This is a genomic window from Massilia sp. LXY-5, assembly GCF_059801075.1.
The window spans coordinates 567,890-585,027 of sequence record NZ_JBNNEH010000003.1 but is presented as its reverse complement, the minus strand read 5'-3'; the positions used below and the strand labels follow the sequence as shown (position 1 = coordinate 585,027).

Genomic DNA, 17,138 nt, shown 5'->3' with positions numbered 1-17,138 from the left:
GACCTCCTTCCGGACCAAGAGCCTTTTGTCAGAAACGTCCTCATGACTGAAGCCGATTCCTAACTCCAGCTTACCACCAGCCGAGGCGCAATGGATGGCCGCACGCGTCCGGAATCCGGGCGCGCACGCTTGCCCTTTGCTGCATTTGTTATAGGAACTATAATTTTCTTAAACATAACTGCATTTGCTCAATTGTATGTACACACTATTGTGAACCCGCTGCTGTTTCCCGAATACGCCGATGCCATCCGCGCACTCGACCTGGCGGCGATCGGTTCACCGGCCGCCCTGCCCGAGCGCTTCCTGCTGGCGCACGAAGGCCGCTTCAGCGTGCACTACATCCCTTTCGAGTATGTGAACCCGGCGGCGCGCATCGTCGTCGTCGGCATCGCGCCGGGCTTCGTGCAGTGGAAGAATGCGATGGCGGAAACCCAGCGCCGCATGGCCGCCGGCGCCGCGCAGGACGAGGTGCTGCGCGCGGCGCGCCTGGCCGGGGCCTTCAGCGGCGCCATCCGCCCGAACTTCGTCGCCCTGCTGGACGCCATCGGCGTGCAGCGCTGGCTCGGCATCGCCAGCTGCGCTTCGCTGTTCGACCACGATGCCCACCTGGTACAGATCAGCGCCATCCTGCGCCACCCGGTGTTCGTCGACGGCCGCAACTACAGCGGCACGCCCGGCATGGCCAAACTCCCCTTCCTGCGCGAACAGGTGCTGCGCTATTTCGCGCACGAGGCGGCGCAACTGCCCGATGCGCTCTACATCCCGATGGGCGGAAGCGTCGCCGAAGGGCTCGACTGGCTGGCGCGCGAAGGCGTGATCCGGCGCGAGCGCATCCTGCACGGCTTGCCCCACCCGTCCGGCGCGAATGCCGAACGGGTCGCCTATTTCCTCGGCCGCAAGGAGCGCGCGGCCCTCTCCTCGCGCACCAACGCGCGCCAGATCGATGCCGCGCGCGCGACCTTGCTGGCGCAGATGGCCGCGCTCAGCGAAAGCTAGGAGCGCGAAGCCGCCTCTTGCAGGATGCGCACCAGGGCCCCCATATCGACCGGCTTCACCAGGTGGTGGCTGAACCCGGCGGCGCGCGCCCGGGCGCGGTCCTGCTCGCCCCCATAGCCGGTCGCCGCGATCAATACCGCATTGCGCGTGGCCGGTTCCGCGCGCAGCAGCGCGCCCAGCTGGTAGCCGTCCATGTCGGGCAGGCCGATGTCGACCACCATCGCGTCGGGCGCTTCGCGCATGGCTCGCCGCAGCGCGGCGCTTGCCGTATAGTCGACCGCCACCGTATGGCCCTGGGCGCGCAGCAGCGTGGCCAGGCCGTCGGCGGCGTCCTCGTTGTCGTCGACCACGATCACGCGCAAGGGGCGGTAGGCCGCGGCATCCATCCGGACCGCCGCGCCGTCCGCAGCGGCATCCGACTCCGCTTGCGCGCACGGCAGCTCGATCGTGAACACGCTGCCCAGCCCCACCCCGTCGCTGTGGGCAGCGACCGCGCCGCCATGCATCTCGACCAGCTTCTTCACCAGCGCCAGGCCGAGTCCAAGGCCGCCCTGCGAGCGCGCCAGCGTGCGCGCTCCCTGTGTGAACAGCTCGAACACGCCCGGCAGCAGATCGGGCGGCATGCCGGAACCGTTGTCGCGTACCTGCAGGCGCGCGCGGCCATCTTCGCGCGCGAGCGTAATGCGGATGGTGCCGGCCGGCGGCGTGTACTTGGCGGCGTTGTTGAGGATATTCGCCACCGCCTGCACCAGGCGCGTCGCATCGCCGCGCACCTGCACCGGGCACTGCGGCAGGTCGAGTTCGACGCGGTGCGCTTGTTCGTCGATCAGCGGGCGCGCCTGGTCGAGTGCGCTCCTCACCACTTCGCACAGGTCGAGCTCGTCCACCTGCAGCGTCACCAGGCCGCGCGTCACGCGCGAGACGTCGAGCAGGTCGTCGATCAGGCGGCTCATGTGCTTGACCTGGCGCCCGATGATGGCGCTGGCCTGGCCGATGCGCGGCTCGTCGCGGAACTGGATGTTGAGCAAAGCCGCCGAGCTGCTGATCGGCGCCAGCGGATTGCGCAGCTCGTGCGCCAGCATCGCCAGGAACTCGTCCTTCATCCGCGACAGGCGCTCGGCCTCGACACGCGCCGCACGTTCGCTTTGGAGCAGCGCGTCGCGCTCGATAGCCGCCTTGCGCGCCGCTTCGTACAGGCGCGCATTGTCCAGCGCGACCGCCGCCTGGGCCGCCACGCCGGCGACGATGCGTTCGGTGCGTTCGCTGAACACCCCTGCTTGCGGATGGCCGAAGAACAGGCCGCCGAGCACCGTGCCCGAGCGCGCAACCACCGGCACGGCCAGGTAGCTGCGCACCGGCAGGTGCCCGTGCGGCATGCCGTAGTGCGGGCTCGACAGGCCGTAGCGCGGGTCGCGCGTGATGTCGTCGCTGCGCACGATGCCTTCGTTGTAAAAAGTCGGATGGAAGATCGCCGTCGGACGCGGATTGCCGAAGCCTTCGAAGGCCGCGCGCGGTGCGCCGGACAGGGTGTAGAGCAGCAGGTCCTCGCCAGGATCGCCCGGCACCTTGTAGAAGAAGGCGCCGAACTGGGCCCCGCTCAGCTGGGTGCCGGCGTCCGTGATCGCCTGCAGCAGCACGTCGGCGTCGAGGGTCGAGGCGAGCGCCTGGCCGGTGCGGTTCAGGACTTCGAGAATGCGCGTTTCGTCGCGCAGCGTCTCTTCGACGCGGGCGCGGCGCACGGCCTCGCGCGTCTGGCGCGCCACGTCCTCGGCCAGCGCCGCCTCGCGCGCGCTCCACTCGCGCGGCGCCGGCTCGTGCAGATAAAAGATGGCGGCCAGCCGTCCGGCCTCGATGATCGGCACCACGATCATGGCGCGCGCGCCGATGCTCGCATAGCCGGCCGCATACGGCGCGGCCAGCGGATCGGCCGCGACATCGTCGAGCTGCAGCGTGCGCCCGGCGCGCAGTTCGGCGATCAGGGCCGGGCCGAAGCCGTCGAGCGCACGCGTCTCGCCGGCCAGGCTGGCAATCGTGCCGTCGGTCCAGTCGCGCTCGACGCTGACGGTCTGTCCGCCCGCGTCGATCTCGCCGTAGCCGACGCGTCCCACCGCCAGGTAGCGCCCGACGAGCGCACTGGCCGCTTCCATGATGGCGACCGGGTCGAGCAGTTCGCGCAGGGTCGCGCCGAGCTCGCGCTGGAAGCGGTCCTGCTGCGCCGCCAGCACGCGCGTGGTGGTATCGGTCAGCACGCACAGAACGCCGGCGGGCTCGCCGCGTTCGCGCAGGGGCGAGGCCGACAGCGTGACGTAGCGGCGCGCCAACCGGTCATGCCGCGCCGCCTCCAGCGGCAGGTCCTCGGCCAGCGCCGCCTCGCCGGCCAGGGCGGCATCGAGGACAGGCATCACGTCGGCCCAGGAACCGGTGAAGGCCTGCGCCAGGGGCTGTCCGAGCCAGGCGGGATGGCGCTCGCCCAGCAGCTCGACGAAGGCGTCGTTGTAGACCAGGCGCAGGTCACGGCCCCAGGCCGCGAACATCGGGAAGCGCGAACCGAGCATCAGGTCGATCGCCGCGCGCAGACCGTCCGGCCACGGCGCGCCGACGGGGGCCGGCAAGGCGCGCAGCAGCGCGCGCACGCTGATGGCGTCGGCGTCGTGGTGGGATGCGCGCATCGCTCGGCTCATGCGGAAATGGTGCCATATCGACAAGGGAATCAGTCGATTATAGCGGCCGAACGCGCGCCGAAACAGCGAATGTCACACTGCCGTGACGATGTCATGCGCACCGGGTAGAAGCCATGCGGCGCGCATGAAAAACGGGCCGATTCGGCACAATCGGCGTGCCGCTGCCTTGCGATCAGGGCTCGATCGAAAAGCGGAACCGCGATTCGGTCGCGTAGACCTCGCCCGGCCGCAGGATCGTGTCCGGAAAGGCCGGTTGGTTCGGCGAATCGGGGAAATGCTGCGGCTCGAGGCAAAAGCCGCTGCGGTACGCATAGACCCGGCCCTTGCCGGCGAGCGAACCGTCGAGGAAGTTCCCGCTGTAGAACTGGACGCCCGGCTCCTGCGTAAACAGCTCGAGCACGCGGCCGGAACCGGGATCACGCACGCGCGCCGCCCGGCTCATCGCGCCCGGCGCCGGTTTGTTCAGGACGAAGCAGTGGTCGTAACCGCCGCCGTTGCGCAGCTGTTCGTCGGCCTCGTCGATGCGCGCGCCGATCGGCCGGGGGACGCGAAAATCGAAGGGCGTGCCGGCCACGGGCGCCAGATTCCCGAGCGGGATCGAACCGGCATCGATCGGGACAAATGTGTCCGCATCGATCGTCAGCTCGTGGCCCAGGATGTTACCGCCGCCGGCGAGATTGAAATAGCTGTGCTGGGTCAGGTTGACCGGCGTGGCGCGGTCGGTGACGGCCGAAAAACGCACCACGATTTCGTTGTCGGCGGTGAGCTGGTAACGGACGCTGGCATCCAGCGTGCCGGGATAGCCCTGCTCGCCGTCGGGGCTGCGGTAGTCCAGCACCAGTTCGTCACCCTCGATGCGCGAGCGCCACAGCACGCGGTCGAAGCCGGGTACGCCGCCGTGCAGGTGGTTCTTGCCGTTGTTGACCGGCAGCGCGAAGTCCTGGCCGTCGAGCGTGAAGCGGCCGGCGGCGATGCGGTTGCCGTAGCGGCCGATCAGCGCGCCGAAATACGGGCTGTCGCCGCGGTAGGGTTCGAGCGTGTCGAAGCCGAGCGCCACGTCGGCGAACACGCCGTCGCGGTCGGGTACGTGGATCTCGGTGATGATGCCGCCGAAGTCCAGGATCCTGACCGTCATGCCGGCCGCGTTGGCGAGCGTGAAGACCTGCACTTGCGCGCCGTCGGGCAGCTGGGCGAAAGGGGCTTGCTGGATGCCGGGTTGCACTGGATTGCGTCCTTTCTGGGTTGGCTGTCGTGATGCCGCGATCCTAGCATGGGCGCCGCATCGCGCCGCGCCGCCTTGCGCGCCCGGCATCCCGCCACGCAAGCCGAGCGCCGGATGTATGCGGCCAGGCGCGCCGGCAAGGGCCAGGCGCTGCGAAACCCCGGCTCGCTTCAGCGCTTGACCCGCCCGAACGCATCCCCCTGCTTCCACGTCGGCATGGCCGGCGCGTTCGCCACCGCATAGCCCAGGTTCAGCGTGAACTGGGCCTGCTGCGTCATGCCCGACAAATCCCAGTTCGCGTGGTACTCGTCCGTCACCTGGTGGTAGTCGCCCTTGAAGCCGACCATGGTGGCGCTCGCGCGCGCATGGTCGTGCTCGAACTCGAAATGGCCGTCGCCCGAGAACACGGCCGAGCCGACATTAAAGGCCGGCACGCCCGCCTTGGCGAAATTGAAGTGGTCGGCGCGGAAGTAGGCGCCGGACAGGTCGGGAATGGTCGGCGCCAGGGTCAAGCCCATCTTTTTCGCCACCGCCGCCGCCGTGCCATACAGGCTGCTGCGCTCGGCGCCGGGCACGCCGATGTCCTTCGTGCGGCCGACGAAGTTCAGGCTGTCAAGGTTCAGGTCGGCGGCGGTCCTGGCCAGCGGGATCACCGGGTTGGCGACATAGGCGGCGCTGCCCAACAAACCCTGCTCTTCGGCGGCCGGCCACAGGAAGACCTGGGTGCGGCGCGCGGGTTTGCGCACCGCCTCGGCCGCCATCGCCAGCAGCGCGGCGCTGCCGGTGGCGTTGTCGACCGCGCCGTTGAAGATGCGGTCGCGCCCTTCCGGGATGTTCTGGTCGATGCCGAGGTGGTCCCAATGCGCCGAATACACGACCGCCTGCTCCTTCAGCTTCGGATCCGTACCCGGCACGATGCCGACCACGTTGAAATCCTCGACCTGGCGGATCGCCGATTTCAGCTCGACGTGGGCGGCGGTCTTCAGGTCGACCGGCGTGAAGTCGCGCCGCTCGGCCTGGGCGCGCAGCTTGTCCAGATCGAAACCGGCGGCCGCGAACAGTTCGCGCGCGGTGTCTTCCTGCAGCCAGCCCTCGATGCGGTTGCCGGCGCCGGCCAGGTGGAAGCGCTCGTGCGAGAAGCTGTTGGCCGGCACGCTCCAGGCATAGGATGCCGATGGCGTGGTGTGGATCAGCAGCGCGCCGGCGGCGCCGCGGCGCACGGCCTCTTCGAATTTGTACAGCCAGCGGCCGTACCAGGTATAGGCCTTGCCGGCGAAGCGGTTCGGTTCATCAGCGGTGGGCTGCGGGTCGTTGACCATCATGACGAGGATCTTGCCCTTCACGTCGACGCCCTTGTAGTCGTCCCATTTCTCTTCCGGCGCACTGACGCCGTAGCCGACGAAGACCAGCGGCGCGTCGAAGGACAGGCCCGTTTGCCCGCTGCCGGTGCCGAACACGATGCCCTCGCCCAGCTTCGGATTCAGGCGCTTGCCGCCGGCGTCGAAACTCACCGCGCTGCCCGGCAGCAGGCGGGTGCCTTCGATGGCGACCTTCTGGCGGTAGCCGCCCGATGGCATGGGTTTCAAACCGATCGCCGCGGCCTGGGTTTCGAGGTAGCGCACCGCCAGCGCGCCGCCGCGCTGGCCGGTACCGCGGCCCTCGAGCAGGTCGTCGGCGAGGAAGGACAGGTGGGCACGCAGCGCCGCTTCGGAGATGGCGGGCGCCTCTTGCGCAAGGGCGCTGCAGGACAGGGACAAGGCGGAGAAGGCAGAGAAAGCGGCGCGGGCGGCCAGGGGGCGAAGACGCATCGATTGGTTCCGTCGGGAGTGAAAGGATGCGCAACATGTTACCGCAGCGCGAACGCGCGCGGCGGCATGACCGATTACAGCGGGACGCGTTCCAGCGCGCGCTTGAGGGCATCGAAGCAGCGCGCATCGAGGGCCGTGCCGACCGTCTTCTCCATCATCTCGAGCGCCTGCGGCACCGGAATCGCGCCGCGGTAGGGGCGCTCGGCGGTGATGGCATCGAAGATGTCGGCGGTGGTGATGATGCGCGTCTCGATGTCGATCTGGTCGCCCGACAGGCCGCGCGGATAGCCGCCGCCGTCGAGGCGCTCGTGGTGGGCGCCGGCGATGCGGCCCAGTTCCGCGAAGGCGCTGATGCGGCCCAGGATGGTTTCGGTGAATTCGGCGTGCTGGCGCACGGCGGCCCATTCCTCGCGGTCGAGGGCGCCGGCCTTGTCCAGCACACTGTTGCTGACGCCGAGCTTGCCGACGTCATGCAGCAGCGCGCCGCGCTTGAGCCAGCGGCGGCGTTCGGCGGACAAGCCGAGGGCTTCGGCGATCATGTCGGTGTAGAGCGCCACGCGTCCGCTATGGCCGCTGGTATAGGGACTCTTCGAGTCGACCACCTGGCCGAAGGCGGCGGCGATGTCGTCCAGGTAGTCGTCGTCGAGCGGGATCGTGTGCTCGGCCGGCTCCATGGCGAACACGGTCTTGTCGAGGTCTTTTGAGGCGAGCATGTCCCAGAAGGCCTCATTCTTCGCGACGCGCTCGAAGGCGTCGACCAGGCGCGGGTCGAACCAGCTGCCGGCACGCATACGCGCTTCCTTCAGGGCGGCGGCGCGTCCGCCGTCGGCATGGAAGACGTCGACCACCTGCGCCAGCAGGGCGATGCGGGCGTAAACCGGAATGGCCTCCCCCGCCAGCTGGGCCGGCTTGCCCTTGCCGTTGAAATGTTCGTCGAGGCTGTAGATGCCGTTCGCGACGCGCTCGGGAAAGCGCAGCAGGCGGGCGATCTCGGCGCCGCGCGAACAGCGGGTGGCGATCATCTCCTGGGCGATCGCGGGACCGTCGCGCAGGATCGTCATCACGCTGCGGAAGCGCTCGGCCAGGCCCGCCTTCAGGCCGGTATGCTTGAGCACGAAGCCGAGCACCTGCGGCAGGCTGTCGCCGACCGTCTTGAATTCCCGCTTGAAGTCGAGGTCGTCCGTCAGGTAGAGCTCGCAGATGCGCGCGGCGTTGCTGCTGCAGCCGAGGTCCTTCAGCAGCAGGGTGTAATACAGCTCCCACAGCTGCTCCGAATTCATCCCGGCGTCGCGCCCGATGTGCATGCCGATCCAGCAGACGCGCACGCAGTGGCCGGCCGGTTGGCCTTCGGTGATGTCGAGCGCATAGCTCAGCGAGCCGATCAGCTCGGACAGTTTCAGGTCCGTTGGCTGGATGGTGGCGGCTGTATGGGGGAATCGGTCCATGGCTGAATTATTGCCGTGATGAAATAAGCCATTGTACTCAGCAATATCTCCCTGTGCGCCCGGGGCTGGCGATTCGTGATGTTCGCCAGCTAAATTGTGCTGTTCTGTCGTCAGGCCGCCACGGCGCTGGGGCCGGGTGCCGCATGCAGACGCACCGACCAGGTGACGCCGAGTACCAGCAGCGCGATGGCGGCGAGTTCGAGCAGGCGCGGCGCCTGCGCACGCCAGACGAAACCGTAGAGCATGGCGGACACCGTCTCGAACAGGATCAGCTGGCCTGTCAGCGTGACCGGCAGGCGCCGGCTGGCGATGTTCCACAACTGGTTGCCGATCACCGAGGCGCCCAGCGCCAGCAAACCGTTATAAGCCCAGAACAGGAACCAGTCGCGCGCGGGCGCAGCCGCCTCGAGGACGCCGGCGTGGGAGAACAACAGGCTGGCGGCGCCGATCGGCAAGGCGACCAGGCCGCTGGCCAGGCCGTAGAGCGAGGACCACTGGCCGCCGCTGAACTGGGGATTGCGCTTCAGGTAGCGCGCATTGTCGACGGCATACCAGGTCCAGCAGGCGAGCGCGCCGACGGCGCAGGCCAGGCCCATCACGGTCGAGGACAGCGGCGCCCCGCCCGCTTTGGCATGCTGGAAGGCGTCGACATTGATGCAGGCGATCGCGATGCCGACGATGGCAAGCGGCGCAGCCAGGCGCCGCAGCGGCACCGCGCCCTGGTCGCGCCGGCCGAGCAAGGTAACGGCCACCGGGATCAGTCCGATGATGAGCGAGGTCGGCGCCACCCCGGCCAGTTTCACGCCCAGCGCCAGCAGCATGTAGTAGACGAGGTTGCCGCTCAGCGCCTGGCGCAGCAGGGCAAGATAATCGGGCGGGGCGAGACGGCGCAGCAGGCGGCGCAAACCCGGCAGCATCAGCCCTAACGAGATCGCGCCATAGGCCAGGTAACGCCCGACCGCCAGTTCGACCGGGGTAAAGCCCGGCAACAATTCCGGCACGATGAACACCATGCCCCACAAGGCGCCGGCCAGCACGCCACACAATACTCCAGTCAACACATGCGCTCCAGCGACCTGCTGCGGCGCCCGAGGCATGCCGCGAAAACACGATTGTGCCAGAGTCGGCCGGCGGGCGTTGGCGTGCCTGCCGCGCATTAATGCATGGCGCGCAGGATTCAGAAACGACGAAACGCCGCACGCGCGGCCGAACGACCGGAGTGACGGCGCGTTTGCACGGTCGGAGTGGGAGTCCCCGCCGCTACCTGCATCAGCCTGCCCTGCGGCCGAGGCCGCTCAGGCAGGGTAGGATGACAACTACTTAGCGCTTGTTGTCGTTTTTGTGGCTTTGACGGCCGGCTTCGGCGTGCTGCTCGGGCGAGCCGCCGCGGGTGTTGCCACCCTGGCCGCCCTGGTTGCCGCCCTGGTTGCCCCCGCGGCCGGCCTGGTTACCGCCCTGGCCGCCGCTCTGCTGGCTGCCGCCGCCACCCGACTGGTTGTTACCGTCGTTCTTGTGGCTCATCGAGCCGGCACGGCGTGCTTCTTCCGAGTTGAACTCGTGCGCGTTACCGGATGCGTGTGCTGCACGACCGCCTTCGCTGGCGATCTCGCGCTGGCGATCCGGATCCATCGATGCGAAGCCGCGGTTGCTGGTATCGCCGCTCTGCTTGCTGCCCTGGTTGCCCTGGTTGCCGCCCTGGTTGCCCTGGTTGCCGCCCTTGTTACCACCTTGGTTGTTCGATGCCATCATTGCCTCCTGTTATGAGTGAAGTGCCAGCCTCGGAATCGGCTGAGACAGGTACATCCTAGTCATCGCGAAGCGTAGTGACCACTTAGCGCGTCCCGTCGCCCGGTAGGACTAGACCCCATTGGCTTGTCGTCCAGGACTTCCAATTTTGAGTGCAATTTTTCTCTTTCGACAGCATCGTCGCTCATCTTCTGCTCTGCGAAACACTCTATCCAGCCGAAGGCAGCGGCCGCAGCCGGTGCCTTCGGTGGGCCGGCTCAGCCCTTCCTGCGGCGGCGCGCGGCCATCACGCTCGCCATGCACAGGGCCGGCAGCAGCAGCGCAACAGTGGACGGCTCGGGGACCTCGGCGCTGATGGCGAAGGTGTCGCCGGCAGCCAGGCCGCGCGTATCGAGGAACCAGTCGGTCTGGTTCGCCAGCGCCAGCGGATTACCGAAGTGGAACTCCGCCCACTCGGGTGAAGCGAAGGCGATGCCGGCGGCGTCCGCGCCATGGGTGACGCCGCCCAGCGTGCCGAAGGTTGGCGTCACGCTGCCGGCCGCCAGGTAAGAAATCCCCTGCAGGTTGAAGTAAAAACCGTTCAGCGCCGCCCCGCTCAGGTTGCGCACGATGGCGTTCAGGCTCAGCGGTCCGAGCAGGTCGTCCGCCTCGATCACGAAGCGCAGCGTGGTCGGGCTCAGGTGTTCCAGGTCGAGGTCGAAGGATACGGTGCCCGGTGCGCTGTAATCGGTGACCGTATTCGCGGCCGAGCCGGTCGAACCGAGCAGGAGCGCGGCGTCGGCCGAGGCCGAGAAGGACAGCGCGGCCACCAGCGCGGCGGCATATTTGGCGAAATGCATGGAGTTCCTCTATTTTTCGATGATGATGATTACAGCGGGCCCTTGGCCCATGGGCCGGCGATCGCGAAGGTGATGCCGGGCGTCTGGATGTTCACGAACAGGTAGCGGCCGGTCGGATCGAAGCAGGCGCCGGCGAATTCGTTGGCGCGGTGGTCGCCTGCCAGGCCCGCCTGCTTGCCCGCGCCCTGCAGCTGGGACGCGGTCAGCACGACATTGTTCTTGGCGAAGATATAGGCGTCGCCCTGCCCCGTGATGCCCATCAGGCGCTGGCCGAAGCCGAACGAATCGGTGGCGGCGGTCGAGGCGTCTTCGCAGATCAGGATCGCGTTGCGCGGGCTCACCGTCAGGTTGTCGCCCATGTTGCCGACCAGCGGGCTCGGGCTCGAATAGATGCAGGTCAGCACCTGGGTTGCCAGGTCCAGTTCCCAGATCGCACCGCGTTGGACGGCGCCGCCCGCGGTATCCATAATGAACATCTTGCCCTGCGCGAACCAGATGCCTTCGCCGCGGTTCATGCGCAGCGCGCCCAACTGCCAGCCCTGGACAAACGGACCGGCGGCATTCGTGATCGCGATGCCGGTCTGGCCGACGGCATTGCCGCGATTCGCGTCCGGGTCGGCAATGGTTACCCATTCCAGCTCGTAACGCGCGTTCAGCTGCGCGGTGGCCAGGTTTGCGTTGGGCATGCCCTTGACCTTGGCCATCTGCAGCACCCCACCCAGCGCCAGCGAACCTGGCGCACCGGTTTTGACGTCCGGCACATAGCGATAGAAACCCGACTTGCCCGAGCTGTCTTCGGTCTGGTAGACGTTGCCGGTCACCGGGTCGACGGCTGCCGCTTCGTGGCCGAAGCGGCCCATGCCGACGATCGGCAGGCCGGTGGTGAGGGCCGGATCAGGATGGACTTCGAACACATAGCCGTGCTTGCGGCCCGATGCGCTGACGGCGTCCGAGCTGACTTCCTCGCAGCTGAGCCAGGTACCCCAGGGGGTAATGCCGCCGGCGCAGTTGGTCTGCGTGCCGCCCAGGCTCGGCGTCATGCTGACCCAGTTCCCGTCGCGGAAGACCAGGTTGGTCGTGCCGCCGCCGAACTTGTTGCTCGAGCTGGCCGTGCTGTTGCCGCTGTCATAGACGCCGGGTGCGTTGATGAAATTGCCGGCCGAGGTGGCGCCGACTTCGTGGTTCCGCACCAGCACCAGTTCGCTGCTGCGGCCGACCTTGCGCGCGACGACGACGCCCATGCCGTCGTGCCCGGCCGGACAAGGCAGCCCATTGGCCATCGTATCGCCGCGCCAGCCGAAGCTTTTATAGGTAAAGCCCGGCGGCAGCTGCAGCAGCGGCAGGCCGGTCGTCATGTCGGCAACCGGGCGGATCGGGCCGTAGGGGCTGGCGATCAGTTCGGTAGCGCCGTTGGCGGCGCGGGACTGTTGCGACTGCATCGCCATGAAAGCCCCGACGAAAGGCAGCGCCGACGCGCCCTTGAGCAGATTGCGCCGCGAGGGCGAGAGGTCCTTGTTAGTCATGCTGAGCATTCTCCGAGTGGTCGAATCGAGCCGGGTCTTCCGGCGATGGAGGGCGACCGGTGACTCCGGCCCCGCCGCGCCTGGCTTGGCGCGGATGCATTCATTACAACAAACAAAAATGTCCGTTCGATGACAGCAAAATGACAAGCTTAAATATTTGCTCTTCGGTATCTGAGGCGTGGCCGTGCGGCTGGCGGTGGGAATGTGCTTGAACTGCCGAGAATTGTTGCTATAATAGGCGGCTTCGTTACGGCGAAGCATGCAGGAGAGATGGATGAGTGGTTTAAGTCGCACGCCTGGAAAGCGTGTGTAGGTTCATAGCCTACCGGGGGTTCGAATCCCCCTCTCTCCGCCAGGACAACAATGCAAAAAGGCCACCTTCGGGTGGCCTTTTTGCATTGTTTCCTGTCGGAGAGAAGCAGAGCCCCTGCGGGCTCTGCGTGGGGGATTCGAAGGGCTGGGCATACTTGCCCAGCACTCTTCGAATCGTCTGACTGCCGTCGCCCTTGGGCGACGGCCCCGCGCGCCGAGGGCGCGCGCCCTACCTCTGACTCTCAGTCCTCACTCAACAAGCGCCGTTACCCACACGAAGCAAACGCGTGGGCACAAGTGCCCACCCTACGTGACGCTCAGCCCCCGGTCATCCTCACCGTCCCGCCCGACTCAACACCGTCTCCTCCGACTCCGCCAGCCTCCGCGCCACCTCCCTGCTCGCCTCGCTCCACGACTCCACATCCGCCCCGCGAATCCGCGCCGCCACATTCGCAATATGATGCCGCGCCGCCTCGCGCGCCCCCTCCACATCCTGCCGGTCGATGGCCGCGGCCACCGCATGGTGCTCATCATGCAGCTGCGCCTCGATATCCCCGAAGCGCGGCTCGCTCATGCGCCCCAGCGTGACCGCCTCGCGCAGGAACTGGCGCAGGAAGCCCAGCAGCGAGGTATACAAAGGATTGCCCGTCGCATCCGCGATCGCGTTGTGAAACGCCAGGTCCTCGTCGACGCCGTTGTGTCCGGCCGCCACCGCGGCGTCGATTGCGTGCAGGGCGCGCTGGATCGCGGCATTCTGGGCCGCGGTGCGGCGCTGCGCCGCCAGGGCCGCCACCTCGGCTTCGAGCCCGCTGCGCAATTCCATCACGCGCAGCACCGCCGGCACCGAACCGCCGGCGTCGACATCGATCTGGAAACGCGCCGACTGGCTGGGGCCGATGATCAGCGTGCCCTTGCCCTGGCGGGTGGCCACCACCCCTTCGGCCTTCAGCCGCGACACCGCCTCGCGGATCACGGTGCGGCTGACGCTGAAACGCAGCGCCAGCGCCGCCTCGGACGGCAGGCGGTCGCCGGCGGCGAATTCGCCGCTGCGGATCTTCCCCAGGAGTACGTCCGTCACGCGGTCGGCCAGCGTGGCGGGCAGGCCGATCGATTCGTTCGGTGGATCTTCATTTTCCATACGTGACTCTCCTACAACATCGTTTCACAGTGCGACAACACGATTGACAATTATAAATGCTGTTGCCTACACTGTGGTTTCAAACTTGTATGACAAGTTATCGTCATACAAGCGGAAACACGATAAAAAGCACGATCCAGCCACGACGCCGCGATCACCAGCCCCTTACAACAACCACAGGGCTGGCCGAATGACTTTCTGAGGAGACCCAGCAGTATGTGGAGCCAAATTTATAACCCGTTCAACAATGCCGTGCTATCGACCCTGGCGGCGGCGATTCCCGTCGCCGTGATGCTGGCGGCGCTCGCCTTCTTTCATATCAAGGCGCACATCGCCGCCCTGCTCGGCCTTGCCGCCGCGCTGCTGGTGGCGATCTTCGCCTACGCGATGCCTGCCAATACCGCGGTCGCAGCCGCCCTGTACGGGGCCGCGAACGGCCTGCTGCCGATCGGGTGGATCATCCTGAACGTGATCTTCCTGTACCAGCTGACCGAACGGAAGGGCTATTTCAAGGTCCTGCAGGAGTCGATCACCACCGTGACCACCGACCGCCGCCTGCAGCTGCTGCTGGTGGCGTTTTCGTTCGGCGCCTTCTTCGAGGGCGCGGGCGGTTTCGGCACGCCCGTCGCCGTCACCGGCGCGATGCTGATCGGCCTGGGCTTCGCGCCGCTGGCCGCGTCCGGCCTGTCGCTGATCGCCAATACCGCGCCGGTCGCCTTCGGCGCGCTGGGCTCGCCGCTGATCGCGCTGGCCGGCGTCACCGGCCTCGACCTGCTCCAGCTGTCGGGCATGGTCGGGCGCCAGCTGCCCTTCTTCTCGATCATCGTGCCGTTCTGGCTGATCTGGGCCTTCTGCGGCTTTGCCGGCATGGCCGCGATCTGGCCGGCCATCCTGGTCGCGGGCGCCGCCTTCGCCATCCCGCAATACCTGATCTCGAACTTCCACGGCCCGTGGCTGGTCGACGTCGGCGCATCGATCTCGTCGATGTTCTTCCTGACGATGTTCCTGAAAATGTGGAAGCCGGCCACGATCTGGACCAACGCCGCCGGCAAGTTCACCGGCAGTGAACACGCCGTCGCACCCGAGTCGATCGCCTACGACCACTCGCGTTCCGCCGTGCTCAAGGCCTGGACGCCCTGGCTGATCCTGTCGGTGCTGGTGTTCCTGTGGGGCGTGCCAGAGTGGAAGAAGCTGCTCGACAGCCTGTCGGTCTTCAAGTTCGAATGGCCTGCCCTGCACAAGATGGTGCAGAAGATGCCGCCGGTCGTGACCAAGCCGACTGCGGAAGCTGCGGTGTACACCCTGAACTGGCTGTCGGCCACCGGCTCGGGCATCCTCATCTCGGCCCTCATCTCGGGCCTGGTCATGGGCTACAAGGTGCGCGAGCTGTTCGCGGTGTACTGGGACACGATCAAGCTGCTGCGCTTCTCGCTGCTGACGATCGCCGCCATGCTGGCCCTCGGCTACACCACCCGCTACTCGGGCCTCGACACGACGCTCGGCCTGGCCTTCTCGCACACCGGCGTGCTGTACCCGTTCTTCGGCACCCTGCTCGGCTGGCTCGGCGTGGCCCTGACCGGCTCCGACACTGCGTCCAACGTCTTGTTCGGCGGCCTGCAGAAAACCTCGGCCACCCAGCTCGGCCTCGATCCGGTGCTGATGGCGGCGGCCAACTCCTCGGGCGGCGTGATGGGCAAGATGATCGACGCCCAGTCGATCGTGGTGGCCTCGACCGCGACCAAATGGTATGGCCACGAGGGCGACATCCTGCGCTACGTGTTCTTCCATTCGATCGCCCTCGCCTGCCTGGTCGGCATCCTGGTGACGCTGCAGGCTTACGTTTATCCGTTCACCGCGCTGGTCCATTAAGTAGCCGATCAAGCGCAGCACTACCAAGAAGGAAACAGCATGAAGATGTCACCCGATCCGGACAACCTGGCCGCGCGCCGTCAACAGGTGGTCGAGGCCCTGCGGCCGGTGCTGCCGGCCGGCTCGCTGCTGGCCGACGTGGAGGACACCCGTCCCTACGAATGCGATGGCCTGTCGGCCTACCGCCAGCTGCCGATGGTGGTGGCCTTGCCGGAAAACGAGCAGCAGGTCATCGACGTGCTGGAAGTCTGCCGCCGCTTGCAGGTGCCGGTCGTGCCGCGCGGCGCCGGTACCGGCCTGTCCGGCGGTGCGATGCCGATCGTGGACGGCCTGGTGCTGTCGACCGCAAAGCTGAACCGCATCGTGCGCATGGATCCGGTCAGCCGCACGGCCATCGTCCAGCCGGGCGTGCGCAACCTGGCCATTTCCGAGGCGGCCGCGCCCCACGGCCTGTATTACGCGCCCGATCCCTCCTCGCAGATCGCCTGCAGCATCGGCGGCAACGTGGCCGAGAACTCGGGCGGCGTGCACTGCCTGAAATATGGCCTGACCGTGCACAACGTGCTGCGCGTACGCGTCGTCACGATCGACGGCGACGTCGTCGAACTGGGCAGCGAGGCCCCGGATGCACCGGGCCTCGACCTGCTGGCCGTGTTCATCGGCTCGGAAGGCATGCTGGGCATCGTCACCGAAGTGACGGTGAAACTGGTGCCGAAGCCGGCCGCCGCCCAGGTGATCATGGCCTCGTTCGACGACGTCGTCACCGGCGGCAATGCAGTGGCCAGCGTGATCGCGGCCGGCATCATCCCGGCCGGCCTGGAGATGATGGACCGCACCTCCTCGCGCATGGTCGAACCCTTCGTCAAAGCCGGCTACGACACCGATGCCGCCGCCATCCTGCTGTGCGAGGCCGACGGCACCGCGCTCGAAGTGGCCGAGGAAATCGAGCGCATGTCCGAGGTGCTGCAGGGGGCCGGGGCGACCGCGATCGCGGTCTCGCAGAACGAGGCCGAGCGCCTGCGCTTCTGGTCGGGGCGCAAGAACGCCTTCCCGGCCGCCGGCCGCATTTCGCCCGACTACTACTGCATGGACGGCACCATTCCGCGCAAGCAGCTGGGCCATGTGCTGACCAGCATCGAGCAGATGGAATCCGTCTACGGCCTGCGTTGCGCGAACGTGTTCCACGCGGGCGACGGCAACATGCATCCGCTGATCCTGTTCGATGCGAACCAGCCGGGCGAATTCGAACGCGCCGAGGAATTCGGGGCCGCGATCCTGGCCCTGTGCGTGGAAGTGGGCGGCACCATCACCGGCGAGCACGGGGTCGGCATCGAGAAGATCAATTCGATGTGCGTGCAGTTCTCGAGCGCCGAACTGGAAGCCTTCCACGCCGTCAAGCGCGCCTTCGACCCGCACCGCCTGCTCAACCCGGACAAGGCGATTCCGACGCTGAACCGCTGCGCCGAGTTCGGCCAGATGCACGTCCACGCCGGGCACCTTCCGCACGCGCACCTGCCGCGCTTCTGAAAGCACGCCTCTCAAGCTCTACTTCAAGGTTT

12 protein-coding genes and 1 tRNA gene are annotated in these 17,138 nt (G+C 67.3%); 4 read left to right on the top strand and 9 right to left on the bottom strand.

Annotated elements, in window-relative coordinates:
* The first annotated feature begins 210 nt into the window (after window positions 1–210).
* Window positions 211–996: a hypothetical protein gene (locus tag ACI48I_RS11550; protein WP_227496552.1), complete on the top strand. Its 786-nt coding sequence runs from the start codon at window positions 211–213 to the stop codon at window positions 994–996.
* On the opposite strand, the gene ACI48I_RS11545 is transcribed toward ACI48I_RS11550, so the two are convergent.
* The 8 genes from ACI48I_RS11545 to ACI48I_RS11510 all read right to left on the bottom strand — a co-directional run bounded on the left by ACI48I_RS11545 (window position 993) and on the right by ACI48I_RS11510 (window position 12,260).
* On the bottom strand, window positions 993–3,665 hold the full coding sequence (locus ACI48I_RS11545) for a hybrid sensor histidine kinase/response regulator (protein ID WP_498574248.1): 2,673 nt from the start codon (window positions 3,663–3,665) through the stop codon (window positions 993–995). The two genes, ACI48I_RS11550 and ACI48I_RS11545, sit on opposite strands and share 4 nt — an antisense overlap.
* 184 nt (window positions 3,666–3,849) lie before the next feature.
* Entirely contained in the window at window positions 3,850–4,899 is a 1,050-nt protein-coding gene (locus ACI48I_RS11540) for an aldose epimerase family protein (protein WP_498574247.1), read from the bottom strand.
* A 170-nt stretch (window positions 4,900–5,069) separates the two neighbouring features.
* Window positions 5,070–6,707 (bottom strand): M28 family peptidase, encoded by a 1,638-nt coding sequence (locus ACI48I_RS11535; protein WP_498574246.1) that lies wholly within the window; start codon window positions 6,705–6,707, stop codon window positions 5,070–5,072.
* Window positions 6,708–6,781: 74 nt separating this feature from the next.
* Window positions 6,782–8,152 carry an HD-GYP domain-containing protein gene (locus ACI48I_RS11530; protein ID WP_193686756.1) on the bottom strand — a complete coding sequence of 457 codons (1,371 nt, stop codon included), beginning with the start codon at window positions 8,150–8,152 and terminating at the stop codon, window positions 6,782–6,784.
* A gap of 110 nt (window positions 8,153–8,262) precedes the next feature.
* Window positions 8,263–9,249, bottom strand: coding sequence for a DMT family transporter (locus ACI48I_RS11525; RefSeq protein WP_498574245.1), 987 nt, complete (start codon window positions 9,247–9,249; stop codon window positions 8,263–8,265).
* 223 nt (window positions 9,250–9,472) lie between these two features.
* Window positions 9,473–9,898, bottom strand: a complete 426-nt coding sequence (locus ACI48I_RS11520; protein ID WP_193689161.1) for a KGG domain-containing protein — start codon at window positions 9,896–9,898, stop codon at window positions 9,473–9,475.
* A gap of 257 nt (window positions 9,899–10,155) precedes the next feature.
* Window positions 10,156–10,737 carry a PEP-CTERM sorting domain-containing protein gene (locus ACI48I_RS11515; protein WP_498574244.1) on the bottom strand — a complete coding sequence of 194 codons (582 nt, stop codon included), beginning with the start codon at window positions 10,735–10,737 and terminating at the stop codon, window positions 10,156–10,158.
* A 29-nt stretch (window positions 10,738–10,766) separates the two neighbouring features.
* Window positions 10,767–12,260, bottom strand: a complete 1,494-nt coding sequence (locus ACI48I_RS11510; RefSeq protein WP_193686759.1) for a PhoX family protein — start codon at window positions 12,258–12,260, stop codon at window positions 10,767–10,769.
* Window positions 12,261–12,524: 264 nt separating this feature from the next.
* On the opposite strand from ACI48I_RS11510, the gene ACI48I_RS11505 reads away from it, so the two are divergent.
* A tRNA-Ser gene (locus ACI48I_RS11505) sits at window positions 12,525–12,615 on the top strand.
* Window positions 12,616–12,906: 291 nt separating this feature from the next.
* Here ACI48I_RS11505 and ACI48I_RS11500 read toward each other — a convergent pair.
* A complete protein-coding gene (locus ACI48I_RS11500; protein ID WP_498574243.1) occupies window positions 12,907–13,710 on the bottom strand; it encodes a FadR/GntR family transcriptional regulator in 804 nt (267 codons plus the stop codon).
* 216 nt (window positions 13,711–13,926) lie between these two features.
* Between ACI48I_RS11500 and ACI48I_RS11495 the strand changes: the two genes are divergently transcribed.
* A complete protein-coding gene (locus ACI48I_RS11495) occupies window positions 13,927–15,579 on the top strand; it encodes an L-lactate permease (RefSeq protein WP_193686771.1) in 1,653 nt (550 codons plus the stop codon).
* 39 nt (window positions 15,580–15,618) lie between these two features.
* The gene (locus ACI48I_RS11490) at window positions 15,619–17,106 is read left to right on the top strand and encodes an FAD-linked oxidase C-terminal domain-containing protein (RefSeq protein WP_193686772.1); all 1,488 of its coding nucleotides are present in this window, start codon (window positions 15,619–15,621) and stop codon (window positions 17,104–17,106) included.
* Window positions 17,107–17,138: the final 32 nt, after the last annotated feature.